The organism is Microvirga lotononidis, assembly GCF_034627025.1.
Taxonomy (GTDB): domain Bacteria; phylum Pseudomonadota; class Alphaproteobacteria; order Rhizobiales; family Beijerinckiaceae; genus Microvirga; species Microvirga lotononidis.
In genome coordinates, this window is the sequence record NZ_CP141049.1 from 244,811 (window position 1) to 263,810 (window position 19,000).

Here is a 19,000-nt window from a genome sequence, read left to right on the forward strand (position 1 = left end):
TGTTGACGGCGTTCAAGGGGCTAACATGGCGAGCAGAACGTCGATCACAACAGAGCTTCGTCGCCTCGGCATGAGCGGTGGTGACGTGCTGATGGTGCATGCGTCGCTCAAGAAAATCGGCCCTGTGGTCGGCGGTGCGCACGCGATTGTCGGCGCGCTCTGCCATGCGGTGGCTCCAGCCGGGACCCTGATGGGCTATGCTTCCTGGGATCGCTCTCCTTATGGTGAGACCCTCAATGGGGCCCAGCTCGATGAAGAGATGCGTCACAATTGGCCGCCATTCAAACCTGACACTGCGAGAGTCTATCCTGGTTTCAGCTTGCTCAATCAGTTCCTCGTCGACACGCCCGGTGCGCTGAGAAGCGCGCATCCCGACGCATCGACGGTTGCCGTCGGTCCTCACGCCGCTGAACTCATCGAGCCTCACAGGCTCGGCCAGGCATTCGGCCCTGGATCGCCTCTTGAGCGCTTCGTCAAGCGGGAAGGGAAGGTCCTCATGTTCGGTGCACCACTCGACTCGGTCACCGTGCTGCACTACGCCGAAGCCATCGCGGACATCCCCACAAAACGGCGGGTCACTTACGAGATGCCGCTCCTCGGTCCAAATGGTCAGACGGTCTGGGAACGGGCAGAAGACTTCGACTCAAGCGGAATCCTGGATTGCTTCGCCAACGATGGTGAGATGGACGCTGTCGAGACGATCGCAAGGGCTTACGTCGCGTTGAGAAGGCATCAAGAGGGCAGGGTGGCGAACGCGCACTGCTACCTGCTCGACGCGCAGGACATCGTCTCGTTCGGCGCCAGCTATCTTGAGCAGCGGTTTGCCGGCTGGGCCGGCACGCCTGTGGAGGGGTCTTGAATGATCATCTGGCTGAATGGCCCATTCGGTTCTGGGAAGACGACGCTTGCTCAGAAGCTCCGCGAGCGGAAACCAAACCTGCTGTTGTTCGATCCTGAGGAAATCGGTTTCATCGTCAAGACAATGGTTCCCCAAGCTCCGAGCGGAGATTATCAGGACCTGCCGCTATGGCGGGGAATGACCGCCGCAGCGCTTATTGAGATTCGGAAGCATTACAGTCAAGACATCCTCGTGCCGATGACACTCGTCAGTCCCGATTACCTTGACGAGCTGCTCGGTGGTCTCAGGCGACGTGGTGAGGACGTCCTTCATGTCTTCCTCACCATTGATGAAGCGGTTCTGCGTGAGCGCATTGAACGCCAGATCATGGCTTCTGATCGCGCCCGGAATGAGCGGATCCGGGACTGGCGCTTGGCTCAGGTCAATCGTTGCTTGGCCGCACGGGAGATTATGCCGGATGGCACCCGGTTTCTGGACACCGGGCTCGACACGCCGGAAGTGTTGGCTGACAAGGTCCTGGGCTGGCTCGGAGCCGACGGCCACATTCCATCGGGGTCGGATTGAACCCGTGGGCATCGGCGTCCGGGGCGGGACAGCTATGGATGCGGTGAGCTGCGCTTACTCGCAGATTCTGGTTCTGCGGATTGTGACGTCACCGTAGGCGTCGATCCGCTTCCTTAAAACAACGCGACACTCATCCACGGGCGCAGGGATACCGACAATTCTCTCCTGGTATACAGGTGGTGGCAGGACCGGCTGCTCAGAGACGATCGGGACATTCCGGGGAGGGACCAAGGCAGGCCCCTCATAACCATCGCTATACTCCAGAGGGACAATCGGCGGTGGCCGCTGTGGCACCAGGACCGGCCCTTCATATTCACCAACAAAGCGCTGCTCGATCACCCGCCGGTCAATGACCCTGTGCTCGACCAGTCGGGCGTTATACGTTTCCTCCACCGCGAGCCGACGCTGGACTGCCGGGCGCTCCAGAACCGCCTCTTGATCCTCGAAGTATGGGGGGAGATCTGCGGCGACGGCAGCCGCTATACTCACCAGAGACGATCCACCGAGCACCATTGCAGCCAAGCCTATGCCGTGAGCGAGGCGGAAATGTCCTTAATTCTCGGAACTTTGGACGGTCAGGAGAGAATCCGCTGCCGCTCAGTATGCCAACAGCGGATAGCGAATTTGATCGCCTTTGAAGCACCGCCGACCTGGCAAATGGCTTCGGCGGCTGCGAGAAAGTCGTCCCTGTAGGTCCGGCGTGTGTAGATGGCGGAGTGGGTTTCGGACTGGCTAAACCCGGCTAGGCCCATTGCCTTTTGCAAACGCGGGAGAGGTCGATTGATCATAGGAGGTCTCCTGATCCAGATTTTTTGGGGTTTCGTCCTGGTCAATGGATCTCGAGATCACCGGATCAGATTGGTTTTGAATTTATCCTGCGTTCTTCAGATAGGGGCGGGCGTAGAGGTACCATAGGATGGCTCAGGCAGATCTCGACCTATTTGTATGTCCTGAGGTTCAGTTTCGAGTTTGCCTCGCACTTTTCCTGGAAAACCCATTGATCTGCCTCACCCCCAGAAGGGCGGATCTTATCCTCTGGTTGGGTGGATATGAAGCGGACGTTGGAGGAGCCCTGCGCTTTTCTGGAGTTGAGCCGAAGCGGCCCTTAGCTCAATGCCCGGAGCTTCGGCTGACGATTGACATGATCGTCTCGAAAAGCTCGTCCTGTGCCTGTCGCGCCGTAATCTCGCCGGTCACAGCGGCATGGGACAGGGCGTCGGCGGCCCCAAGCATCGCCCAGAAGGCGGCCTGCGCAATACCTCGCGGCCCAGTGGAAGCGGCCAGCGCTCTGCGGCACCTTTCAATGAAGGCCACCTGGTACTCCCGTTTCACCGCTTCCATCGCCGGCGAGCCCGCTAAGGCGGCCAGAACACCCGGCATCTCGCGCCCCTGCGTGAGGACGCATTCGACATAGGAGGTGGCAATAACCCTGGCTGTCGCTTCCAACGTCGGCTCGCTGGACCCAAGCGCTGCGTCGAAGATGGCCGTCTGTCGGGTGTCGAAATCCCTGTAGAGCGCGATCAGCAGGCCGTCGCGCGTGCCAAAATGATCATAGACGACTGGCTTCGTGACATCAGCCTCATCCGATAGCCTCGGGAGGGTCAAGGCGTCCGTGCCCTCCTCGCGCACCAGCCGCCAGGCCACATCCAGAAGTTGGCGATGCCGCTCCTGCCGGGATAATCGGCGGCGCGGCCTGAGCTTGGAGGCGGGTTCTCTCGTGTGGGCAGTTGACATGCTTATATACCATGCGTAACTTACGAAAAGTATATTATGTTTGGCTCTGAGCCGCAATCATTGACCAGGAGTGTTGCTATGCACGCCCTCATCGTCGTTGCGCATCCCGATCCCAACTCACTCACCCATAGTGTCGCCGGCCATCTTGCCGAGGGCGTGGCCTCCTCCGGTCATACGTTCGAAATCGCGGATCTTGCGGCGGAAGGCTTCGATCCGAGGTTCACCGCAGCCGACGTCGCTCTCTTTCGCAGGGAGGCGCCACCCCCTGGTGATGTTGCCGCCGAGCAGGCGAGGATTGATCGGGCTGACGCGCTCGTGCTGGCCTACCCCGTCTATTGGTGGTCAATGCCTGGGCTGCTCAAGGGATGGATCGATCGTGTGTTTGCCAATGGCTGGGCCTACGATGAGGGCTCGGATGGCAAGATTGTAAAGAAGCTTCGCCACCTTCAGGTCCACCTCGTTGCCATTGGTGGCGCCGATCTGCGAACTTATGCCCGTCACGGCTACTTTGGCGCCATGAGAACACAGATCGATCACGGGATCTTTGATTACTGCGGCGCACGTGTTGGGACGTCGGAGCTCCTGGTTCCAGCGGAAACGCAGGATCCCCGTTCTCATCCGGATGCTGCATATGCCATCGGCTGCAACCTCTTCAAGGCGTCGGAGCGACGCGAGGCTCCCGAGGCGGCATAAGCGCGTAGCTCGCGGGGCTGCCGACCCACCACGAACGCGATCTCGTTGCCCCCAGCAGCATCAGCCCCTCCAGCGTGGTTGGAGCCGCCAGGCCTCTGGCCGCTTGCACATCGTCCCCCGGCTTAAGGCACGCAACTTCTGAAGGTCGGGAAACGACACATTCGCGAACTAGGCCGAAGGTCTGTTGAGGAAGGGGACAGCAGACCTTCCTGGGTCGTGGGCAACTTCCTTAGATAACCCCAAGGAGACATTCCGGCTCAGCTATCCGCATAGACGTTACGGACCCCACGCGCACACACTCGGCCCATACTCAGGGCTTGCGACACAGCCCCAATCGAGAAGCTCAGTCGAGCGTCTGCCGAAACCGCAGAACGGCGATGATCATCGCCGCCAGTGTGAAGGCGGCGAGCGCCAGCACGTCGACCTGAAGATCCATAAAGCCAGCCCCTTTCAGCATGACGCCGCGCACGATGCGCAGGTAGTGGGTCAGGGGCAGGATCTCGCCGATGGTCTGCGCCCACACCGGCATGCCGCGGAACGGGAACATAAATCCTGAGAGCAGCATGTTCGGAAGAAAGAAGAAGAACGACATCTGCATCGCCTGGAGCTGGCTCGTGGCGATGGTCGAGAAGGTGTAGCCCACTGACAGGTTGGCCAGGATGAACAACAGCGTCAGCGCTACGAGAACCGGGAGGCTGCCGATGATGGGCACGCCGAAGAGAATCTTGGCGGCCCCGAGGATCAACCCCGCCTGCATGCTGCCAATTGCCAGGTAAGGGCCAATCTTTCCCAGCATGATCTCGACGGGGCGGATCGGCATGGCAAGCAGGCTCTCCATAGTGCCGCGCTCAACCTCCCGCGTGACCGAGAGCGCCGTGAAGATCAGCATGGTCAGCGTCAGGATTGTGCCCATGAGGCCGGGTACAATGTTGAGGCGTGTCTCGCCGGCCGGGTTGTAGCGGCGGTGAATGCGTAATTCGTAGGGCAGGGGCTTCGGCGCGAGATTAGCCACCGATCCGGTGAGCTCGCGAGAGAAGACGCTCGATGATAGACCCTGTAAGGCCGACACCGCGCCTCCGGCCGCCACGGGGTCGCTCGCATCCGCGATCACCAGCACGGCGGGGCGTTCGCCGCGGATCAGGTCGCGGCCGAAATGGGCCGGGATCTGCACGCCGAACTGGACCCGGCCCGACAGGATGAGATGATCGAGCTCCTCCTCGCTCGCAGCGCTCGCCTGGATGTCGAAATATTCGCTCACCTGCATGGCCGCCAGAAAGGAGCGTGCAAAAGAGCTCTCGTCCTGAATCAGTACTGCGGTCGGCAGGTGTTTGGGGTCGGTATTGATGGCGTAGCCGAACAGGAAGAGCTGGAAGAGCGGGATGAAGATCATTGTCGCAAACGTAATGCGGTCGCGACGAAGCTGCAGCAGCTCCTTGATGAAGGCGGCGTAGATGCGTTCCATCGAAGCCTGGAGGCCCTGCGTGTGCCGCGGGATGGCCGCTCCGACGCTCATGCGAAATTATCCTTCGTGCGACTCATCAGGTCGATGAACACATCCTCGAGACTTGCATGGCCTGGGGTCCAGACCTGTGGTCCGCTCTCCCGCAGGTCATGTGTCGCCGCGTCGAGCCGTTTCGCATCGCGTCCGCTCACGTGCAGCGCCGTACCAAAGGGCGCCACCATGTCGACGCCGGGGAGAGACTTCAGGTGCTCGGCCAGGCCCGCGAGCTCTGGACCCGTGACATTGTAGGTGGTCAGGTGCGCGTTCGCGATCACCTCATCGACCGAGCCCTGCGTGAGCAGGTCCCCATAGGCGATGTAGGCAATCTCGTGGCAGCGCTCGGCTTCGTCCATGTAGTGGGTTGAGACCAGCACCGTGATGCCCTCATGGGCCAGCGTGTGGATCTCATCCCAAAAGTCACGGCGGGCCTTCGGATCGACGCCGGCGGTCGGTTCATCGAGCAACAGGAGTTGTGGGCCCGGCAAGATGCAGGCACCAAGCGCCAAGCGCTGCTTCCAGCCCCCCGACAATTCACCCGCGAGCTGCTCGGCGCGGTTCTCGAGCCCGAGCCGGCGGATCGCGCCGCCAGCCGCCGCGTGCGGATCGGCGATGTTGTAGACACGAGCAACGAATTCGAGATTTTCGCGGATCGAGAGATCGGCATAGAGGGAGAAACGCTGGGTCATGTAGCCCACGTGGCGTTTGATCTCGACCGACTGCGTGCGGATGTCATAGCCCAAGCAGATGCCACGCCCGTCGTCCGGCGTCAGCAGCCCGCAGAGCATACGCAGCGTGGTGGTCTTGCCGCTGCCGTTGGGGCCAAGAAAGCCGTAGATCAGCCCGCGACGGACCTGCATGGATAGATTTCGCACCACAGTCCGGCCACCGAAAGATTTGGTGAGCCCATGCACGTCGATGACGACGTCGGACGAGCTCGCGGACAGGGCGGCCGGGCCGGTGCTCATGATCCTGCCTCCGTCTCGATTGGCGTGACAGTCACAGGCAGGCCGATCGGCAATTCGGCACCGTCGACGGGGCGCGCCTCAACCCGGAAAACAAGCTTGGCGCGCTCCTCCTCGCTGAAGACAATAGGCGGAGTGAACTCGGCCTCGCGGGCGATGAAGCTGATCCGTGCCTGGAGGCGCGTTGGGCAGCTGTCGCATGAGAGACCAACGAAGGTGCCCAGCGCAAGGGTGGAGAGGCGCGGCTCCGGAACGTAGAAGCGAATGCGCCGGTTCTCCGGCGGCAGCAGCGCGAGGACCGGTTGACTGGCACTCACCGTTTCGCCAGCGCGGAAATAGACGTCCTGGACCTGGGCTGCGGCGGGCGCGACCACCTGGCGACGGGCGAGGCGTGTCTCGGCTTGGCGGAGAGCCGCCTCAGCAGCCTGTACGGAAGCTTCGGCGGCCCTGATCTCGGCGGTACGGCCAGTGATCTGTCCAGCCTCAATTTGGCGCTGCGCCTCTTCCACGGCAGCCTTGTCGCGCTCGAAGGCGGTGCGGGCCTGATCGAACTGGGCCTTAGAGGCGATGCCACGCTCGAAGAGAGTATGTTGCCGGTCGAGCTCGGCTTGTGAGAGGCTGAGCTGCGCTTGTGCCCGCCCCTCTTGGGCCTTCAGAATTGCGATCTGCTCCGGGCGCTGCAGAGCAGTCTGGAGATCGGCCAACTGGGCTCTGGCCTGATGCAGCCGCGCCTCGGCTTCGTTGCGCTGAGCAATCTGCATGGAGGATTCGAGCCTGAAGAGCAGTTGGCCTTGCGTGACCCGGTCGGCGGAATCGACCGCAAGCTGTTCGATGCGCCCGCCGTCTTCCGGCGCCATGAAGATCAAGTAGCCTTCGACGTAGCCCTGAAAGCCGGTGTCGCTCGCCTGTGGGCGCAGCAGGAACCAAGCACTGGCCCCGCCCGCCAGGAGCAGGACCGCAAGAGTAGCGATGGCCAGCCTGCGTTTCATGACGAGGGATCTTTCAGCGCCTTCATCATGAGAGCGAGATGCGCCTCCAGCATCGCGCCAACATCGATCGGCTCAAGTCGCTGGAACAAACTCGTCCAGAGAAGCGCCACCAGCCCCGGCGCGATGGCAAGCTGGGGAAACCGCACGAGCTCGTCCGAGCGGAACTCGCCGCGGGCGACGCCGCGCTCGGCAATGGTGCGCAGAAGTCCCAGACCGCGGCTGATGACCTCGCGATGATAGATTTCCGCGAGTTCGGGGAAGCGGGACGCCTCCCGCAGCAGCAGGCGCACGATATCGCCCCGACGGGTGCCAAGCACCTCCTGGTGCAGGAAGGCAAAGAGGGCCTTGAGTTGCTCCTCGGCTGGGATGTCGAGGGCGAGGACCTTTTGCTCGATTGTTGCGATCGCTCCACCGATTCCGGATTGTGCCAGTGCCTCGAATAGCGCCTGCTTGGATGGCACGTAGAGGTAAATCGTGCCCTTGGCGACGCCGGCCCGGGCGGCCACGTCGTCGAGGCGGGCTTCTGCGAAACCATTGTCCAGGAAGACGTCGAGCGCGGCGTCGAGGATCGCCTGAAGCTTCGCTCGGCGCTCGCTCTCGCTTCGGGCGGGGGTATTCTTGAAAGCATGCCGCTTCGTCGCCATTGCCTACCGTCTCGCTTATGACTGACTGGTCAGTCATTTTACTCCGTCCGCAGTTCTGTGTCGAGGCGTAAGCTCGCTGGGTGGGAAGAGCCCAACGAGCGACTGCGGAATGTCTCTTCTTGGCGATGTTGAAAAATTCTCGGGTGCTGCTTCGTCTGCCTATACGTGGCGCCTGAGGGGCCGATCAGACTGTGAATCAGCACCGAATGCAGACCCTTTAGCCATTTGCAGTTAGGCATATGACGTCGCTAGCGAATTCATGGCGTCAGCGGGGTCATCGTCGGCGCCGATCGTAACCCCGCTGGATTTCTGGGTTGGGTCGCTCAACCAAGGCGTTGCGCTTCCCCAAGCAGGGGTCGAAGCTTCGGTGCCGATTCACAGGCAGCCAAACGCTGATTGGATCAGGGGCCTTGCGCCTGCCCCGCGATTTACCTGGGTTGGGCTTTGATGTCTTCGCCATGCCATCGATATGGATGCTCGTGAGGCAACGATCCAGGAGCTATTCCGGGAGAACCGTAGACCAGCCTGCCTCTCCGATCATCAGGACAGCAAGGGCTGTGGTGATCCCCGGAGGTCTGCCTGAGCGCCCAGTCTGCTCGACGACTGGACCTTCGCTCCAGCCTTCAGCCTTGCGTTCTCGACCCGGAGCGCATCGACCTTCTCCACATGCTCCCGGTTGGCGCGGGTCAGTTCTTTGATTTCACCCTTCAGGTCCGCGATCTCAGCTTTCAGTTCTTCACGCTCGGCGGTAAGGCCATCCTCGTGTCTAGCCTGGGCCTGGAACTCACGAATTTGCTGCTTCTGATCCGCAACCTTCTCTTGCAGCGTCCTGATCTGCTGCTCAGCTTTCGCGAGCAGTCGCTTCAGGTCCTTTACCTGCTGCTCGGCCTCACCGGGTTCGGTGAGCTTTCGGTCTGAGCCGGTGCGAATCATGATCTGGTGGACCTTTCTTGATCTATGCCTCAGAAAGAACAAACATAGAACCTATATCAGGGTCAAGTCACGCTTTGACCTCCTGCATCTTCCTTCGAGTTTGCTGCGAGCCGTCCGAGAGATCGGTTTTGACAGCCTTGGTAGGGATAGGGGCGGAGAAGCTCCATCTCGTCAGCAGCGCCATCCAGCGATAAAGTCGAAGAGGCTGGGAATTACTCCTGGCAGGCACCATGAACCAGATGTTCCGACCCGCACAGGCCGACCAGCGACCTGCCCTGGAGACCCTCGCGGGCTCAGTCGAGCGCGTCACCTTCCACAATGCGGACAATGGCTTTGCCGTCCTGAAGGTGCATACGCGGGGCAAACGTGACCTTGTGACAGTCGTGGGCCATACCCCGGCGGTGTCGGCCGGGGAGTGGATCACGGCAAGCGGACTATGGATCAGCGACCGCACGCACGGCCTCCAGTTCAAGGCCGAGGTTCTGAAGACCACCCCGCCGACTGGGGCAGAGGGCATTGAGAATTTGTGGAAGGGCCGATGCTCGTTTGCGAGTTGATGGGCCGGGTGATCGCGAGGATGTGCTCCGGCTCCAAACTGCCGGGGCTGCTCGATCTCTCTCTGTCCCGCCCGTTGGTGACGGTGCCGCTCGGCGTCAAACTGCTGAAGGTCACCCCAAAAGCAGTGGACCTCATGCTGCAGCAGTTAGGCGGGGCCCTTCTGCGGGAACTCACGGGCCGGACCCGCTATCGAGCGTGGGGCATCGTCTAACAGCCGCCGACATCAGTTCTCTAGCGCCACATTCCCCGCATCTTGGCTCCAATGTCGATGCGAACGTCTCTGGTGAACGATGGTCCGGTTGGTTGTTCCGGTGCGACCAGCGGCCATGATCTCTTCTCAAACTGTTTCAGGAGGGCGCTTGGAATGAATCGGGTGCGGGCGGCATAAACATGACGATCACCCGTGGCGGGTTGTTGATGGGTGAAGAACCGCTGCGGCACAACGAGGTGTAGACTGTCCTTGGCCCGCGTCATGGCGACGTAGAGAACCCGCCGCTCCTCCTCGATCTCCGCCGTGGTGCCGGTACCGAGATCGGACGGGATGCAGCCATCGACCACGTTCAGCACGAACACCGACTTCCATTCCTGGCCCTTGGCGGAATGGATGGTCGACAGGATCAGGTAGTCCTCATCGCGCAGAGGCACTCCAGCCTGATCGCTCGTGGCATCCGGCGGATCGAGTGTAAGCTCGGTCAGGAAGCGCTCGCGGGAGGTATAGCCTCCTGCAATCTGCTCCAACTGGATCAGGTCGGCTTTGCGGGTCGCGGCATCATCGTGCATACGCTCGAGGTGGGGCTCGTACCAGGTTCGCGCCTGTTCGAGTTCCGCCGGCCATCCTGGGGTGCCCGCGCGAAGCTGTGCAATCGTGTCGACAAACCGGTGCCACTCGTCTCCTGCCCGGGGCGGGGAAGGCACTTCCAGCAGCGCTCCGATCGGATCGGCGGCGTCATGCATGCGATCGAGCACGCGCTGAGCCGAGGTCGGCCCGACGCCGGGCAGAAGCTGCATCAGCCGGAAGCCGGCGACCCGATCGCGTGGGTTCTGGACGAAGCGCAGCATCGCCAGCACGTCCTTGACGTGGGCGGCGTCAAGGAACTTGAGGCCCCCGAACTTCACGAAGGGGACGTTACGGCGGGTCAGCTCCACCTCCAGCGGTCCACTGTGATGGGAGGTGCGAAACAGCACCGCCTGCTGCTTGAGACTCATCCCGTTCTCGCGGTTCGCCAGCACCTGCTCGACCACGTAGCGGGCCTGATCGCCCTCGTCGCGCACGGCCACCAGCTGCGGCCGCTCGGCAGAGGTTCGGTCTGTCCAGAGGTTCTTGGTGAAGCGCTCCGAGGCGAGCTCGATCACCGCATTGGCCGCGGCCAGGATCGGCTGGGAGGAGCGGTAGTTGCGGTCGAGGGTGACGATCTCAGCTGGCGGACTGAACTGCGCCGGGAAATCCAGGATGTTGCGGACGGTCGCAGCGCGGAAGGAATAGATCGACTGGGCATCGTCTCCAACAACCGTCAGCCCCTGGCCGTCGGGCTTGAGGGCGAGCAGGATCGAGGACTGCAGCCGGTTCGTGTCCTGGTACTCGTCGACGAGGACATGATCAAAGCGCCCACCCAGTTCGGCTGCGATCGAGGGTTCGGCGGCCATCTGGGACCAGTAGAGCAGAAGGTCGTCGTAATCGAGCACGTTCTGGCGCTGTTTGGCCTCGACATAGGACGCAAACAACTGCCGCAACTCGGTGGTCCAGCCGGCGCACCATGGATACGAGGCTCGCAGCACCTCCTCGAGGGCCGTCTCGGCGTTCACGCAACGGGAGTAGATCGCCAGACAGGTGCCTTTGGCGGGAAAGCGGCTCTCCGTCGAGGAGAACCCGCGTTCGTGCCGGACGAGGTTCATCAGGTCAGCCGAGTCCTCGCGGTCATGGATCGTGAAGGCAGGGTCGAGACCGATTTCGGGCGCGTAGTCGCGCAGGAGCCTAGCGCCGATGCCGTGGAACGTGCCGGCCCAGGTGAGGGCGTCGGTCATCACGCCAGCGCTCTGTCCCAGAACCTGGCTCGCGATCCGCTCGACCCGGCGCGCCATCTCGGCGGCGGCCCGACGGGAGAAGGTCAGCAGGAGGATGCGGCGGGGATCGGCGCCGTTGACGATCAGATGCGCCACCCGGTGGGCCAAGGTGTTGGTCTTGCCCGATCCTGCCCCGGCAATCACCAAGAGCGGGCGCGGCGAGGGCGGAGCCCTCCCGTCGTTGACACCATGTTCCACTGCCCGCCGCTGCTGTGGGTTGAGTTTGTCGAGATAACCGCCCGAAATGGACACTGACGAATCGCCCCCTGCTTCTTCTCGGACGATTGATCCTTGTTTCTGGTTTTGTTCGCAAGGGAAGATGGGCTGCTCCCGATCCAAATCCTGTTGGGAGGGGTGTGATCTTCGGAACGGCAGACAAGTTTGGTAAGGGACTGCAGATTACCGTGCAGCGGCGTCGTTCCTAGGGCCGGAGAAAGAGCCATGAGAGGCATTCTGCTTGCCGCGGTTGCGATTGTCTTTGCCCCCGCCGCAACTCTGGCTGACGGACTGAGCCTCGCAGGTTCCCTGTGGCAATGCACCCGCGCCTCTGACCGATCTCAGTTCGTCATCACCTTCTATCCGGGTGGTGGTGTCGGGGGAGGGGAGTTCGAGAACGACGAGGTGAGCCCCTACATCTTCGATTCCTCCCGAACCAAACCGGGCCAATGGCCGGGCCAGTGGAGGCAGACAGGCCGGCGCTTCACCTGGGCGTTCCCCGATCAGAGCATGCGGATCGACGGGAGCTTTTCAGGCCCGGGGCGGGCCACTGCGCGGCTCAGGGGCACCGAGACCTCGTCGGGAGAACGCTCGGCGATCACCTGTACCGCCCTGTCCAAGCTGCCAAAGATCGGGGAGGGGTTGGTCATTCCCAAGAACGGTCGGTTCATCAACCTGGATCGGGAAGAAGGCGAACTGAAGGTGCCAGCGGGGATCTCGCTGCAGGAGCCAGGAGGACGCTAGGAGTTACGATCGCGGTGAGCAGAGCTCAGTCGCATCTCGGTGCTCGGCCGAGCGACTTCGGCATTTCGATGTGATGGTCTCCAGTCCTACAACTGTGGCGAGCCTGCGACACAATGTTCGCCCTGATCCGCTTGCCAATTGTATTTCAGTCCTTATATCAGGCTTACCCCAGCGGACATCGTATGTGGACTTCGTGAGCGACGGGCGTCACCGTGTGCTCCGATGAGACCGTGCCGGACGGATGTACTCCAGCACGAGCTGTTCCTGCGCTTGTCTGACGATGCGAGCGCCCGTCTGGTACCCCATTAGCCCAGGCCCGTAGTGCGCGAGGCGGAGGTGCGAAGGCACCCTGTCCGTACGCCCCGGAGCCTGGGCTTTTCCATTTTCTGTCAGGTCCTGATGAGAGCAGCGCGAGCCCTACTGATATTCCCCTCGGATCGCAGCAATCAGCATTTCGGCGGCGAGTACCGCCCCATTACCGCGGATCGTCATAGCGATTGCGAACGCTCTCTCGCGAGTATCCGCCGCTAATGCCGTCCTGAGCGGGACAAAGAGCGACCCGGCACTCGGAATCGGGCCATCGTGCGCAGCACCAATGCCGAGTCCGATGACACGACTGGCCCAAAAGGGCTGGTCGGCGACTTGAGGCACCACCACCTGAGGCGCGCCAGCGCGGGCAGCTGCCGTGGTCGTTCCGGCGCCGCCATGGTGCACGACGGCGGCGACCCGGGCGAAGAGCGCCTGCTGGTTCACCTCGCCGACAACGAAGCAGTCTCCCTGATCATCGATCAACGCGAGATTGGCCCAGCCCTGGGCGAGGATCACGCGCCGGCCTTGTGCCCGGACTGCTTCGATGGCCACGCGAGCAGGGTCCTCCGCCGCGTGCATAGCCATGCTGCCGAAGCCGACATAAACCGGAGGCTCTCCAGAAGCGAGAAATGCCTCCAACTCGGCTGGGAGCTGACGGGTGTCCGGCAGGATCCACGCCCCTGTCTGCACCGCATCGGTAAGGTCAGCCGGACGCCATGGGCCGAGAACCGGGTCTGATGCCAGCCATGGCCGGTGTGTGAAGACATGGTCGCGGACATTGTCGAAGGTCGGCAGGCCGATTGCGGCGCGGTGAGTGTTGACCGATTCACCGAAGAGCGCGTTCTTCGCCTGGGCGTTGAACGCCCACAGAGCCAGATTGTCGGTCAGTTCCGGCGGGTGCGGCCAGCCGGGGTATTCCATGGGTGGGTGGTGCGGCGAGGGCACCATGAGCGGGCAAAAGGCCGCCCAGCTAAAATGGATCCCCTGCGTTTCAGCCACGGCCTGCGCCGCTGCTACCGACGGGAACAAGCCGGTCGCCACAATGGCATCGCAGCCCTCGGCCGCCTTCGCAATCGCCTCATATTGGGCCGGCACCATCTTGGCCGCCAGCTGGCGCAGGCGCAGGCCGGACTGCTTCGCCTCCTCAATCCATTGGCGCACCGGCATGAAGGCCGGTGCTAGCGGCACGTCCTCTCGTTCCAGCAGATCGACGAATTCCGCGTCAGTCGGAGCAGATATCACTGCCTCCACGCCCATCGACTGCAAGGCCAGGCCAAGTGCCACCAGCGGCTGGACATCCCCACGTGACCCATAGGTCGACAACAGTACACGCATTTTCTCTGCTCCCTCATGTGTGATCGAGGGCCGCGTTTATGGAGTACGACCGGGGGCTTGCCGCAAGCCGGGGGTCCGCTACAAAACAATAATGGAAGGGCGTGACCGCTCTTCCATAGCCCTTCAAGCTATAGACGAACGTGCGCTAGGCAATGCTGCGACCGCGTGGAAAGTCGCCCGCGGCGAACTAACGATCGTCAGACGCCTAGGACTGAAGAAGCTTCGATGTGCTAAGGGCAACGCCGGTCGCAGCAAAAGCAGCCGTATTGTCGAAGATGCACCATGCTGCTCGGCTGGCCTCTACATGGTCCCGAAGGGTCTTGACAGTTTCTGCGATGACGTCTTGTGAGTAAGCCGAGTAGTACATCTTGGGCGACCCATGCAGGCGGTAGTAGACCAGCCCAGTCCAGCCGCCCGGAGTACCGGCACTCGGATGAGGTTTGGGATCGGCCGCCACCCGTGCGATCCGGTGCTCCACAAGGAAGGCGTCGACATCGGCCGTGAACCATGAGGCGTGCCGCGGCTCCCAAACGAGATCTCCGGCGAAGGACTCTCGAAGCCTCTCAACGAATGATCGAACGTCCGCAGGGGCGAACTTCAGGCTCGGAGGAAGCTGGATGAGGATCGGTCCGAGCTTGTGCCCGAGTCCGGCGATTTCTTCCAGAAAGCGCTGCAACGGCTCGTCAAAATCGCGCAGACGGGCTTCATGGGTGATCGTCTTCGGCATTTTCACGGCAAAGCGGAAGTGCTCCGGGACATCACCGGCCCAGCGCTGATACGTCGACACGCGGTGCGGACGATAAAACGAGGAGTTGATCTCGACGCTGTCAAACCGGCTCGCATAGCGCACGAGATGGCTGCCCTCACTTGGGAAAGCGTCATCGTACTGCTTCGGGATCGCCCAGGCGGCGGTCCCAACAAAGATGCGGTGTTCACTCCTACCCAACATCAGGGCACCGGGCTGCCAGGAGTCAGCCTCGCTTGAGCTTTCCAGCCGCTGCGTCGAGCTTCTCGCGGCTATTCCCGTGCTCTTTGACCAACTCTTCGGCCTGCGCAACACTGATGCCGTGTTTCCGGGCAAAGTAGCCGACCTCGTATTCTTCTCCGCCGGCGACCCGGCCTCGGTCGGCACCGCCGCGATTGGCTTTGTCATCAGACATTTTGTTACTCCTTACACAACAACCACGTTTCAAAAATGCGCCACGATGGAGAGTGGTTTCCTGGGCCGTTAACCGGCCCCGAGACTCCTGTGGAGAACTCGGAACGAGTCATTTCGGGGCGACGTTGCTGACTCGTGACGGTACCGGGCAAGGTTGCCAGACCCGCCACACAGTAGCGTATCGCTGGGAGTTCTACCCATGGCTGAACGGACGGTTTGGAAAGGTCACATCAAGCTCTCTCTCGTGTCCTGCGCGGTCGGCCTCTATCCCTCCACCTCCTCAGGCGGCAAGATCCGCTTCAACACTCTCAACCGTAAAACCGGCAACCGCGTGAAGCGTCAGTTCATCGACAGCGAGACCGAGGAAGTGGTCGAGAGTGAAGACCAGGTCAAAGGATTCGTGGTCGGGAAGGGCAGCTACATCCAGGTCGAGGACGAAGAACTCGACGCCCTGAAGCTGGAAAGCACCCACACCATCGACATCGAGAGCTTTGTGCCGCGCGAGGAGGTCGACGAGCGCTTCCTCGACACCGCCTACTATATCGCCCCGGCCGATAAGGTGTCCAACGAAGCCTTTTGCGTCATTCGTGATGCCATCCGCGACAAAGGCATGGCTGGCATTGCCCGCATTGTGCTGGCGCGGCGTGAGCGCATGATCCTGCTTGAACCGCTAGATGAAGGACTTGTCGGAACAACACTGCACGCAGCTGATGAAGTGCGTAACGAGGACAAAGTGTTCGATGAGATCAGTGAGGTCAAGTATCCCAAGGAGATGAAGGATCTCGCTGCTCACATCATCGACAGCAAGGCGGCCCACTTCGATCCGAAGCAATTCGATGATCGTTATGAGGAAGCGGTCGCGGAGTTGTTGAAGTCAAAGCAGGCCGGCAAGCCGCTGAAAGAGGAGCCGTCCGAGAAGCCCTCGAACGTTGTCAATCTGATGGATGCGTTTAAGCGCAGCGTCTCGGCCGAGAAGGCAGGGTCCGCTGGCAAGAAATCTGCTCCGGCGAAGAAAGCCGCGGCAAAGAAGGCGCCGAAAAAGCCCGCACCCAAGGCTAAGGCGCGCAAGGCCGGGTGACCCTGACGTCCCGTGTTGCGTAGGAGAGTATCATGGTCGCGGTCCCACCTCGTCTGAAAACCAGGAAGGCCCCGTCGCGAAGCCGGGCCACCACGAAAAGAGCCTCCGGTTCGCTCGCCACCTACCGGGCGAAACGCGACTTCTCTATCACGAGCGAACCCAAGGCGGCGAGAGCCAAGTCCCAGGGCAACCGCTTTGTGGTGCAGAAACATGATGCTCGCCGCTTGCACTATGACCTGCGGCTGGAGCTTGATGGGGTTCTCAAAAGCTGGGCGGTGACGAGAGGACCGAGCCTGGTCCCGGGCGAGAGGCGCCTCTCGGTGCATACCGAGGATCATCCCCTGAAGTACATCGATTTCGAGGGCGTCATTCCGGCTGGCCAGTATGGCGGCGGGACGATGATCGTCTGGGATCAGGGCCGCTGGATTCCGGAAGGCGATCCGCATGCCGATTATGCCCGTGGTCGTTTGACGTTCACCCTTGAGGGCGACCGTCTCAAGGGCAAGTGGCACCTCGTGCGGACCCGCGGCAAACCGGGCGAGAAGAATGAGCAGTGGCTGCTGCTCAAGTCCGACGATGAGGCTGCTCGGACCAGTGAAGATCCGGACATTTTGGCGCAGGAGACGACTTCGCTCAAATCAGGCCGGAGCATTGAGGAACTGGCTGCCCAGGGCGCCATCCGGGTCGATCATGCTGCACGCGAAAAGGTGGCCAGATCCAAGCCGCAGAAATCGCGACGACCCTTGAAGGTCAAAGGTGCAAAGAAGGGTATTCTGCCAGCCTTTGTCGAACCGGCATTGGCACAATTGGTTGAGAGTGCCCCAAGAGGTGGCACCTGGCTTCACGAGATCAAGCTCGATGGCTATCGCATGCAGGCCCGCATCGATGCAGGCCAGGTCCAACTTCTGACCCGCAAGGGCCTCGACTGGACTGCGAAGTTCAAACCAATCGCAAATGCCCTCAAAGAATTGAAGATCCCCTCAGCATTGCTTGACGGCGAAATCGTCGTGGAGGATGAGGCAGGTGTAGCAAGCTTCTCGGCGCTCCAGCAGGAGCTAAAGGGCGGGAAAGGCGAGCGCTTCGTCTACTATGTCTTCGATCTGCTTTATCTCGACGGAGAGGACCTGAGGAAGGCGACACTGGCAGACCGCAAGGCGGTCTTGCGGCTCCTGCTTGATGACCTGCCTCAGGGTGGCGCCATCCGCTTCAGTGAACATCTTGAGGAGGATGGCGCAACTCTCGTGCGGCACGCGTGCCGGATGGGTCTGGAGGGGATCATCTCCAAGCGCGCCGATCAGCCCTACAGATCGGGACGAGGCGACGACTGGGTCAAGTCGAAGTGCACGCAGCGCCAGGAACTGGTGATCGCCGGCTACCTGCCATCAAGCGCGAGCAAGAAGGCTGTGGGCTCGCTCGTCATGGGGGTCTATGAGGCTGGCAAGCTTATCCCTGTCGGTCGCGTCGGCACCGGCTTCACATCGGAGGTCGCGGGCGCACTCTACAAGACCCTCACGTCGATCGAGATCAAGGCCTCGCCCTTTGCCAAGAAGCTCCCTGCCACCGCAAGCCGTGGGGTGAAATGGGTGAACCCGGAACTGGTTGCTGAGGTGGAGTTCCGCGGGTGGACCCATGACGGCATGATCCGGCAAGGCTCCTTCCAAGGGCTGCGCGAGGACAAGGATCCGCGGGACGTCGTGCGGGAGACAACAGTGCAGGGCTCTCGCGACACAAGCCCTGGTGCTGCGATCCTTGAGAAGGCCCATCTCACGCATCCAGACCGCGTGCTGTGGGAGGACGAAGGGATCACCAAGCTCGGGCTCGCAGAGTTCTATACGGAGATCTCCGATTGGATCCTGCCGCACATCGTGAACCGGCCGCTGTCGCTCCTGCGCTGCCCAGGCGGATCGCAGAAGGAGTGCTTTTTCCAGAAGCACGCCTGGGCGGGCCTTGATGAGGACCTGATCCAGCGGGTCCGCGTCGGAGAGGATGAGGCTGTTGCGATCCAGGATCTGTCCGGGCTTTTCGCCTTGGTGCAAGCCGGCGTTCTTGAGATTCACCCATGGGGCTCAACGCTGAAGAACCCGGAGAAACCCGATCGGCTTGTCTTCGACCTGGATCCAGGGGAGGGCGTCAGCTGGGATGGGGTCGTACAAGGCGCAATCGACGTGCGTGATCATCTGCAGGGTATTAGCCTTGAGAGCTTCGTCAAAACCTCTGGAGGCAAAGGTCTGCACGTTGTCGTGCCGCTCCGCCCAAAAGCTTCCTGGGAGGAGGCCAAAGAGTTCGCTGATAGCGTCGCAGCAGCCATGACGAAGGCAAGCCCGGCTCTCTACACGGATACTATGGCGAAGCGGGCCAGGACGGGCCGGATCTTCATCGATTACCTGCGGAATGGGCGGGGGGCGACAGCCGTGGCGCCCTATTCTACCCGAGCCAGGGCTGGCGCTCCGGTGTCCACGCCAGTGACGTGGGAGGAACTGTCGACGATCCGCAGCGGCAATCAATATCGAATCAGCAATCTGGCCGCGCGCTTGCTTCATCTTCAGGATGACCCTTGGGGCGAGTTTGGAAACATCGACCAAGTGATCCCGAAATCCGGGACACGTTCTTAGGCAACACGGGCCTGTTCAGCACAGGTCAGGCAATACATCGTGAAGCAAA

18 protein-coding genes and 1 pseudogene are annotated in these 19,000 nt (G+C 61.6%); 8 read left to right on the forward strand and 11 right to left on the reverse strand.

What is annotated here, in order from left to right; all coding sequences use genetic code 11:
- Positions 1–25 precede the first annotated feature (25 nt).
- A complete protein-coding gene (aac(3), locus tag U0023_RS24615; RefSeq protein WP_009492021.1) occupies positions 26–859 on the forward strand; it encodes an aminoglycoside 3-N-acetyltransferase in 834 nt (277 codons plus the stop codon).
- Entirely contained in the window at positions 860–1,423 is a 564-nt protein-coding gene (locus U0023_RS24620) for an AAA family ATPase (protein WP_009492023.1), read from the forward strand.
- 54 nt (positions 1,424–1,477) lie between these two features.
- Here the strand turns inward: U0023_RS24620 and U0023_RS24625 are convergent, their stop codons facing one another.
- Positions 1,478–1,936 (reverse strand): hypothetical protein, encoded by a 459-nt coding sequence (locus U0023_RS24625; protein ID WP_009492025.1) that lies wholly within the window; start codon positions 1,934–1,936, stop codon positions 1,478–1,480.
- A gap of 597 nt (positions 1,937–2,533) precedes the next feature.
- Complete coding sequence (locus U0023_RS24630; RefSeq protein ID WP_009492029.1) at positions 2,534–3,157, reverse strand: TetR/AcrR family transcriptional regulator; 624 nt, start codon at positions 3,155–3,157, stop codon at positions 2,534–2,536.
- Between the two features lie 78 nt (positions 3,158–3,235).
- On the opposite strand from U0023_RS24630, the gene U0023_RS24635 reads away from it, so the two are divergent.
- Positions 3,236–3,850: an NAD(P)H-dependent oxidoreductase gene (locus U0023_RS24635; RefSeq protein WP_009492031.1), complete on the forward strand. Its 615-nt coding sequence runs from the start codon at positions 3,236–3,238 to the stop codon at positions 3,848–3,850.
- A 343-nt stretch (positions 3,851–4,193) separates the two neighbouring features.
- Here the strand turns inward: U0023_RS24635 and U0023_RS24640 are convergent, their stop codons facing one another.
- The 5 genes from U0023_RS24640 to U0023_RS24660 all read right to left on the reverse strand — a co-directional run bounded on the left by U0023_RS24640 (position 4,194) and on the right by U0023_RS24660 (position 8,879).
- Positions 4,194–5,363 carry an ABC transporter permease gene (locus U0023_RS24640; RefSeq protein WP_009492033.1) on the reverse strand — a complete coding sequence of 390 codons (1,170 nt, stop codon included), beginning with the start codon at positions 5,361–5,363 and terminating at the stop codon, positions 4,194–4,196.
- Positions 5,360–6,316 (reverse strand): ABC transporter ATP-binding protein, encoded by a 957-nt coding sequence (locus U0023_RS24645; protein WP_009492035.1) that lies wholly within the window; start codon positions 6,314–6,316, stop codon positions 5,360–5,362. The genes U0023_RS24640 and U0023_RS24645 overlap by 4 nt, the downstream gene beginning before the upstream one ends.
- The gene (locus tag U0023_RS24650) at positions 6,313–7,302 is read right to left on the reverse strand and encodes an HlyD family secretion protein (RefSeq protein ID WP_009492037.1); all 990 of its coding nucleotides are present in this window, start codon (positions 7,300–7,302) and stop codon (positions 6,313–6,315) included. Before U0023_RS24650 ends, U0023_RS24645 begins: the two co-directional genes overlap by 4 nt.
- Entirely contained in the window at positions 7,299–7,946 is a 648-nt protein-coding gene (locus U0023_RS24655; protein ID WP_009492039.1) for a TetR/AcrR family transcriptional regulator, read from the reverse strand. Before U0023_RS24655 ends, U0023_RS24650 begins: the two co-directional genes overlap by 4 nt.
- A gap of 540 nt (positions 7,947–8,486) precedes the next feature.
- Complete coding sequence (locus tag U0023_RS24660) at positions 8,487–8,879, reverse strand: hypothetical protein (RefSeq protein ID WP_009492041.1); 393 nt, start codon at positions 8,877–8,879, stop codon at positions 8,487–8,489.
- 230 nt (positions 8,880–9,109) lie between these two features.
- Here U0023_RS24660 and U0023_RS24665 point away from each other — a divergent pair.
- A pseudogene (locus tag U0023_RS24665) lies at positions 9,110–9,400 on the forward strand (YrrC family ATP-dependent DNA helicase); the annotation flags it as partial.
- Positions 9,401–9,417: 17 nt separating this feature from the next.
- Positions 9,418–9,648 (forward strand): helix-turn-helix domain-containing protein, encoded by a 231-nt coding sequence (locus U0023_RS24670; protein ID WP_009492045.1) that lies wholly within the window; start codon positions 9,418–9,420, stop codon positions 9,646–9,648.
- A 20-nt stretch (positions 9,649–9,668) separates the two neighbouring features.
- On the opposite strand, the gene U0023_RS24675 is transcribed toward U0023_RS24670, so the two are convergent.
- On the reverse strand, positions 9,669–11,744 hold the full coding sequence (locus U0023_RS24675; protein WP_040638793.1) for an ATP-dependent helicase: 2,076 nt from the start codon (positions 11,742–11,744) through the stop codon (positions 9,669–9,671).
- 195 nt (positions 11,745–11,939) lie between these two features.
- On the opposite strand from U0023_RS24675, the gene U0023_RS24680 reads away from it, so the two are divergent.
- Positions 11,940–12,458 carry a hypothetical protein gene (locus tag U0023_RS24680; protein WP_009492049.1) on the forward strand — a complete coding sequence of 173 codons (519 nt, stop codon included), beginning with the start codon at positions 11,940–11,942 and terminating at the stop codon, positions 12,456–12,458.
- Positions 12,459–12,875: 417 nt separating this feature from the next.
- On the opposite strand, the gene U0023_RS24685 is transcribed toward U0023_RS24680, so the two are convergent.
- The 3 genes from U0023_RS24685 to U0023_RS24695 form a co-directional block, all read right to left on the reverse strand.
- Positions 12,876–14,102 carry a glycosyltransferase gene (locus U0023_RS24685; RefSeq protein WP_009492051.1) on the reverse strand — a complete coding sequence of 409 codons (1,227 nt, stop codon included), beginning with the start codon at positions 14,100–14,102 and terminating at the stop codon, positions 12,876–12,878.
- Positions 14,103–14,307: 205 nt separating this feature from the next.
- Positions 14,308–15,051, reverse strand: coding sequence for a DUF72 domain-containing protein (locus U0023_RS24690; RefSeq protein ID WP_009492053.1), 744 nt, complete (start codon positions 15,049–15,051; stop codon positions 14,308–14,310).
- Positions 15,052–15,073: 22 nt separating this feature from the next.
- The gene (locus U0023_RS24695; protein WP_009492055.1) at positions 15,074–15,262 is read right to left on the reverse strand and encodes a DUF3606 domain-containing protein; all 189 of its coding nucleotides are present in this window, start codon (positions 15,260–15,262) and stop codon (positions 15,074–15,076) included.
- A 198-nt stretch (positions 15,263–15,460) separates the two neighbouring features.
- On the opposite strand from U0023_RS24695, the gene ku reads away from it, so the two are divergent.
- On the forward strand, positions 15,461–16,339 hold the full coding sequence (ku, locus tag U0023_RS24700; protein WP_009492057.1) for a non-homologous end joining protein Ku: 879 nt from the start codon (positions 15,461–15,463) through the stop codon (positions 16,337–16,339).
- A 32-nt stretch (positions 16,340–16,371) separates the two neighbouring features.
- Positions 16,372–18,951: a DNA ligase D gene (gene ligD, locus U0023_RS24705; RefSeq protein ID WP_009492059.1), complete on the forward strand. Its 2,580-nt coding sequence runs from the start codon at positions 16,372–16,374 to the stop codon at positions 18,949–18,951.
- Positions 18,952–19,000 lie beyond the last annotated feature (49 nt).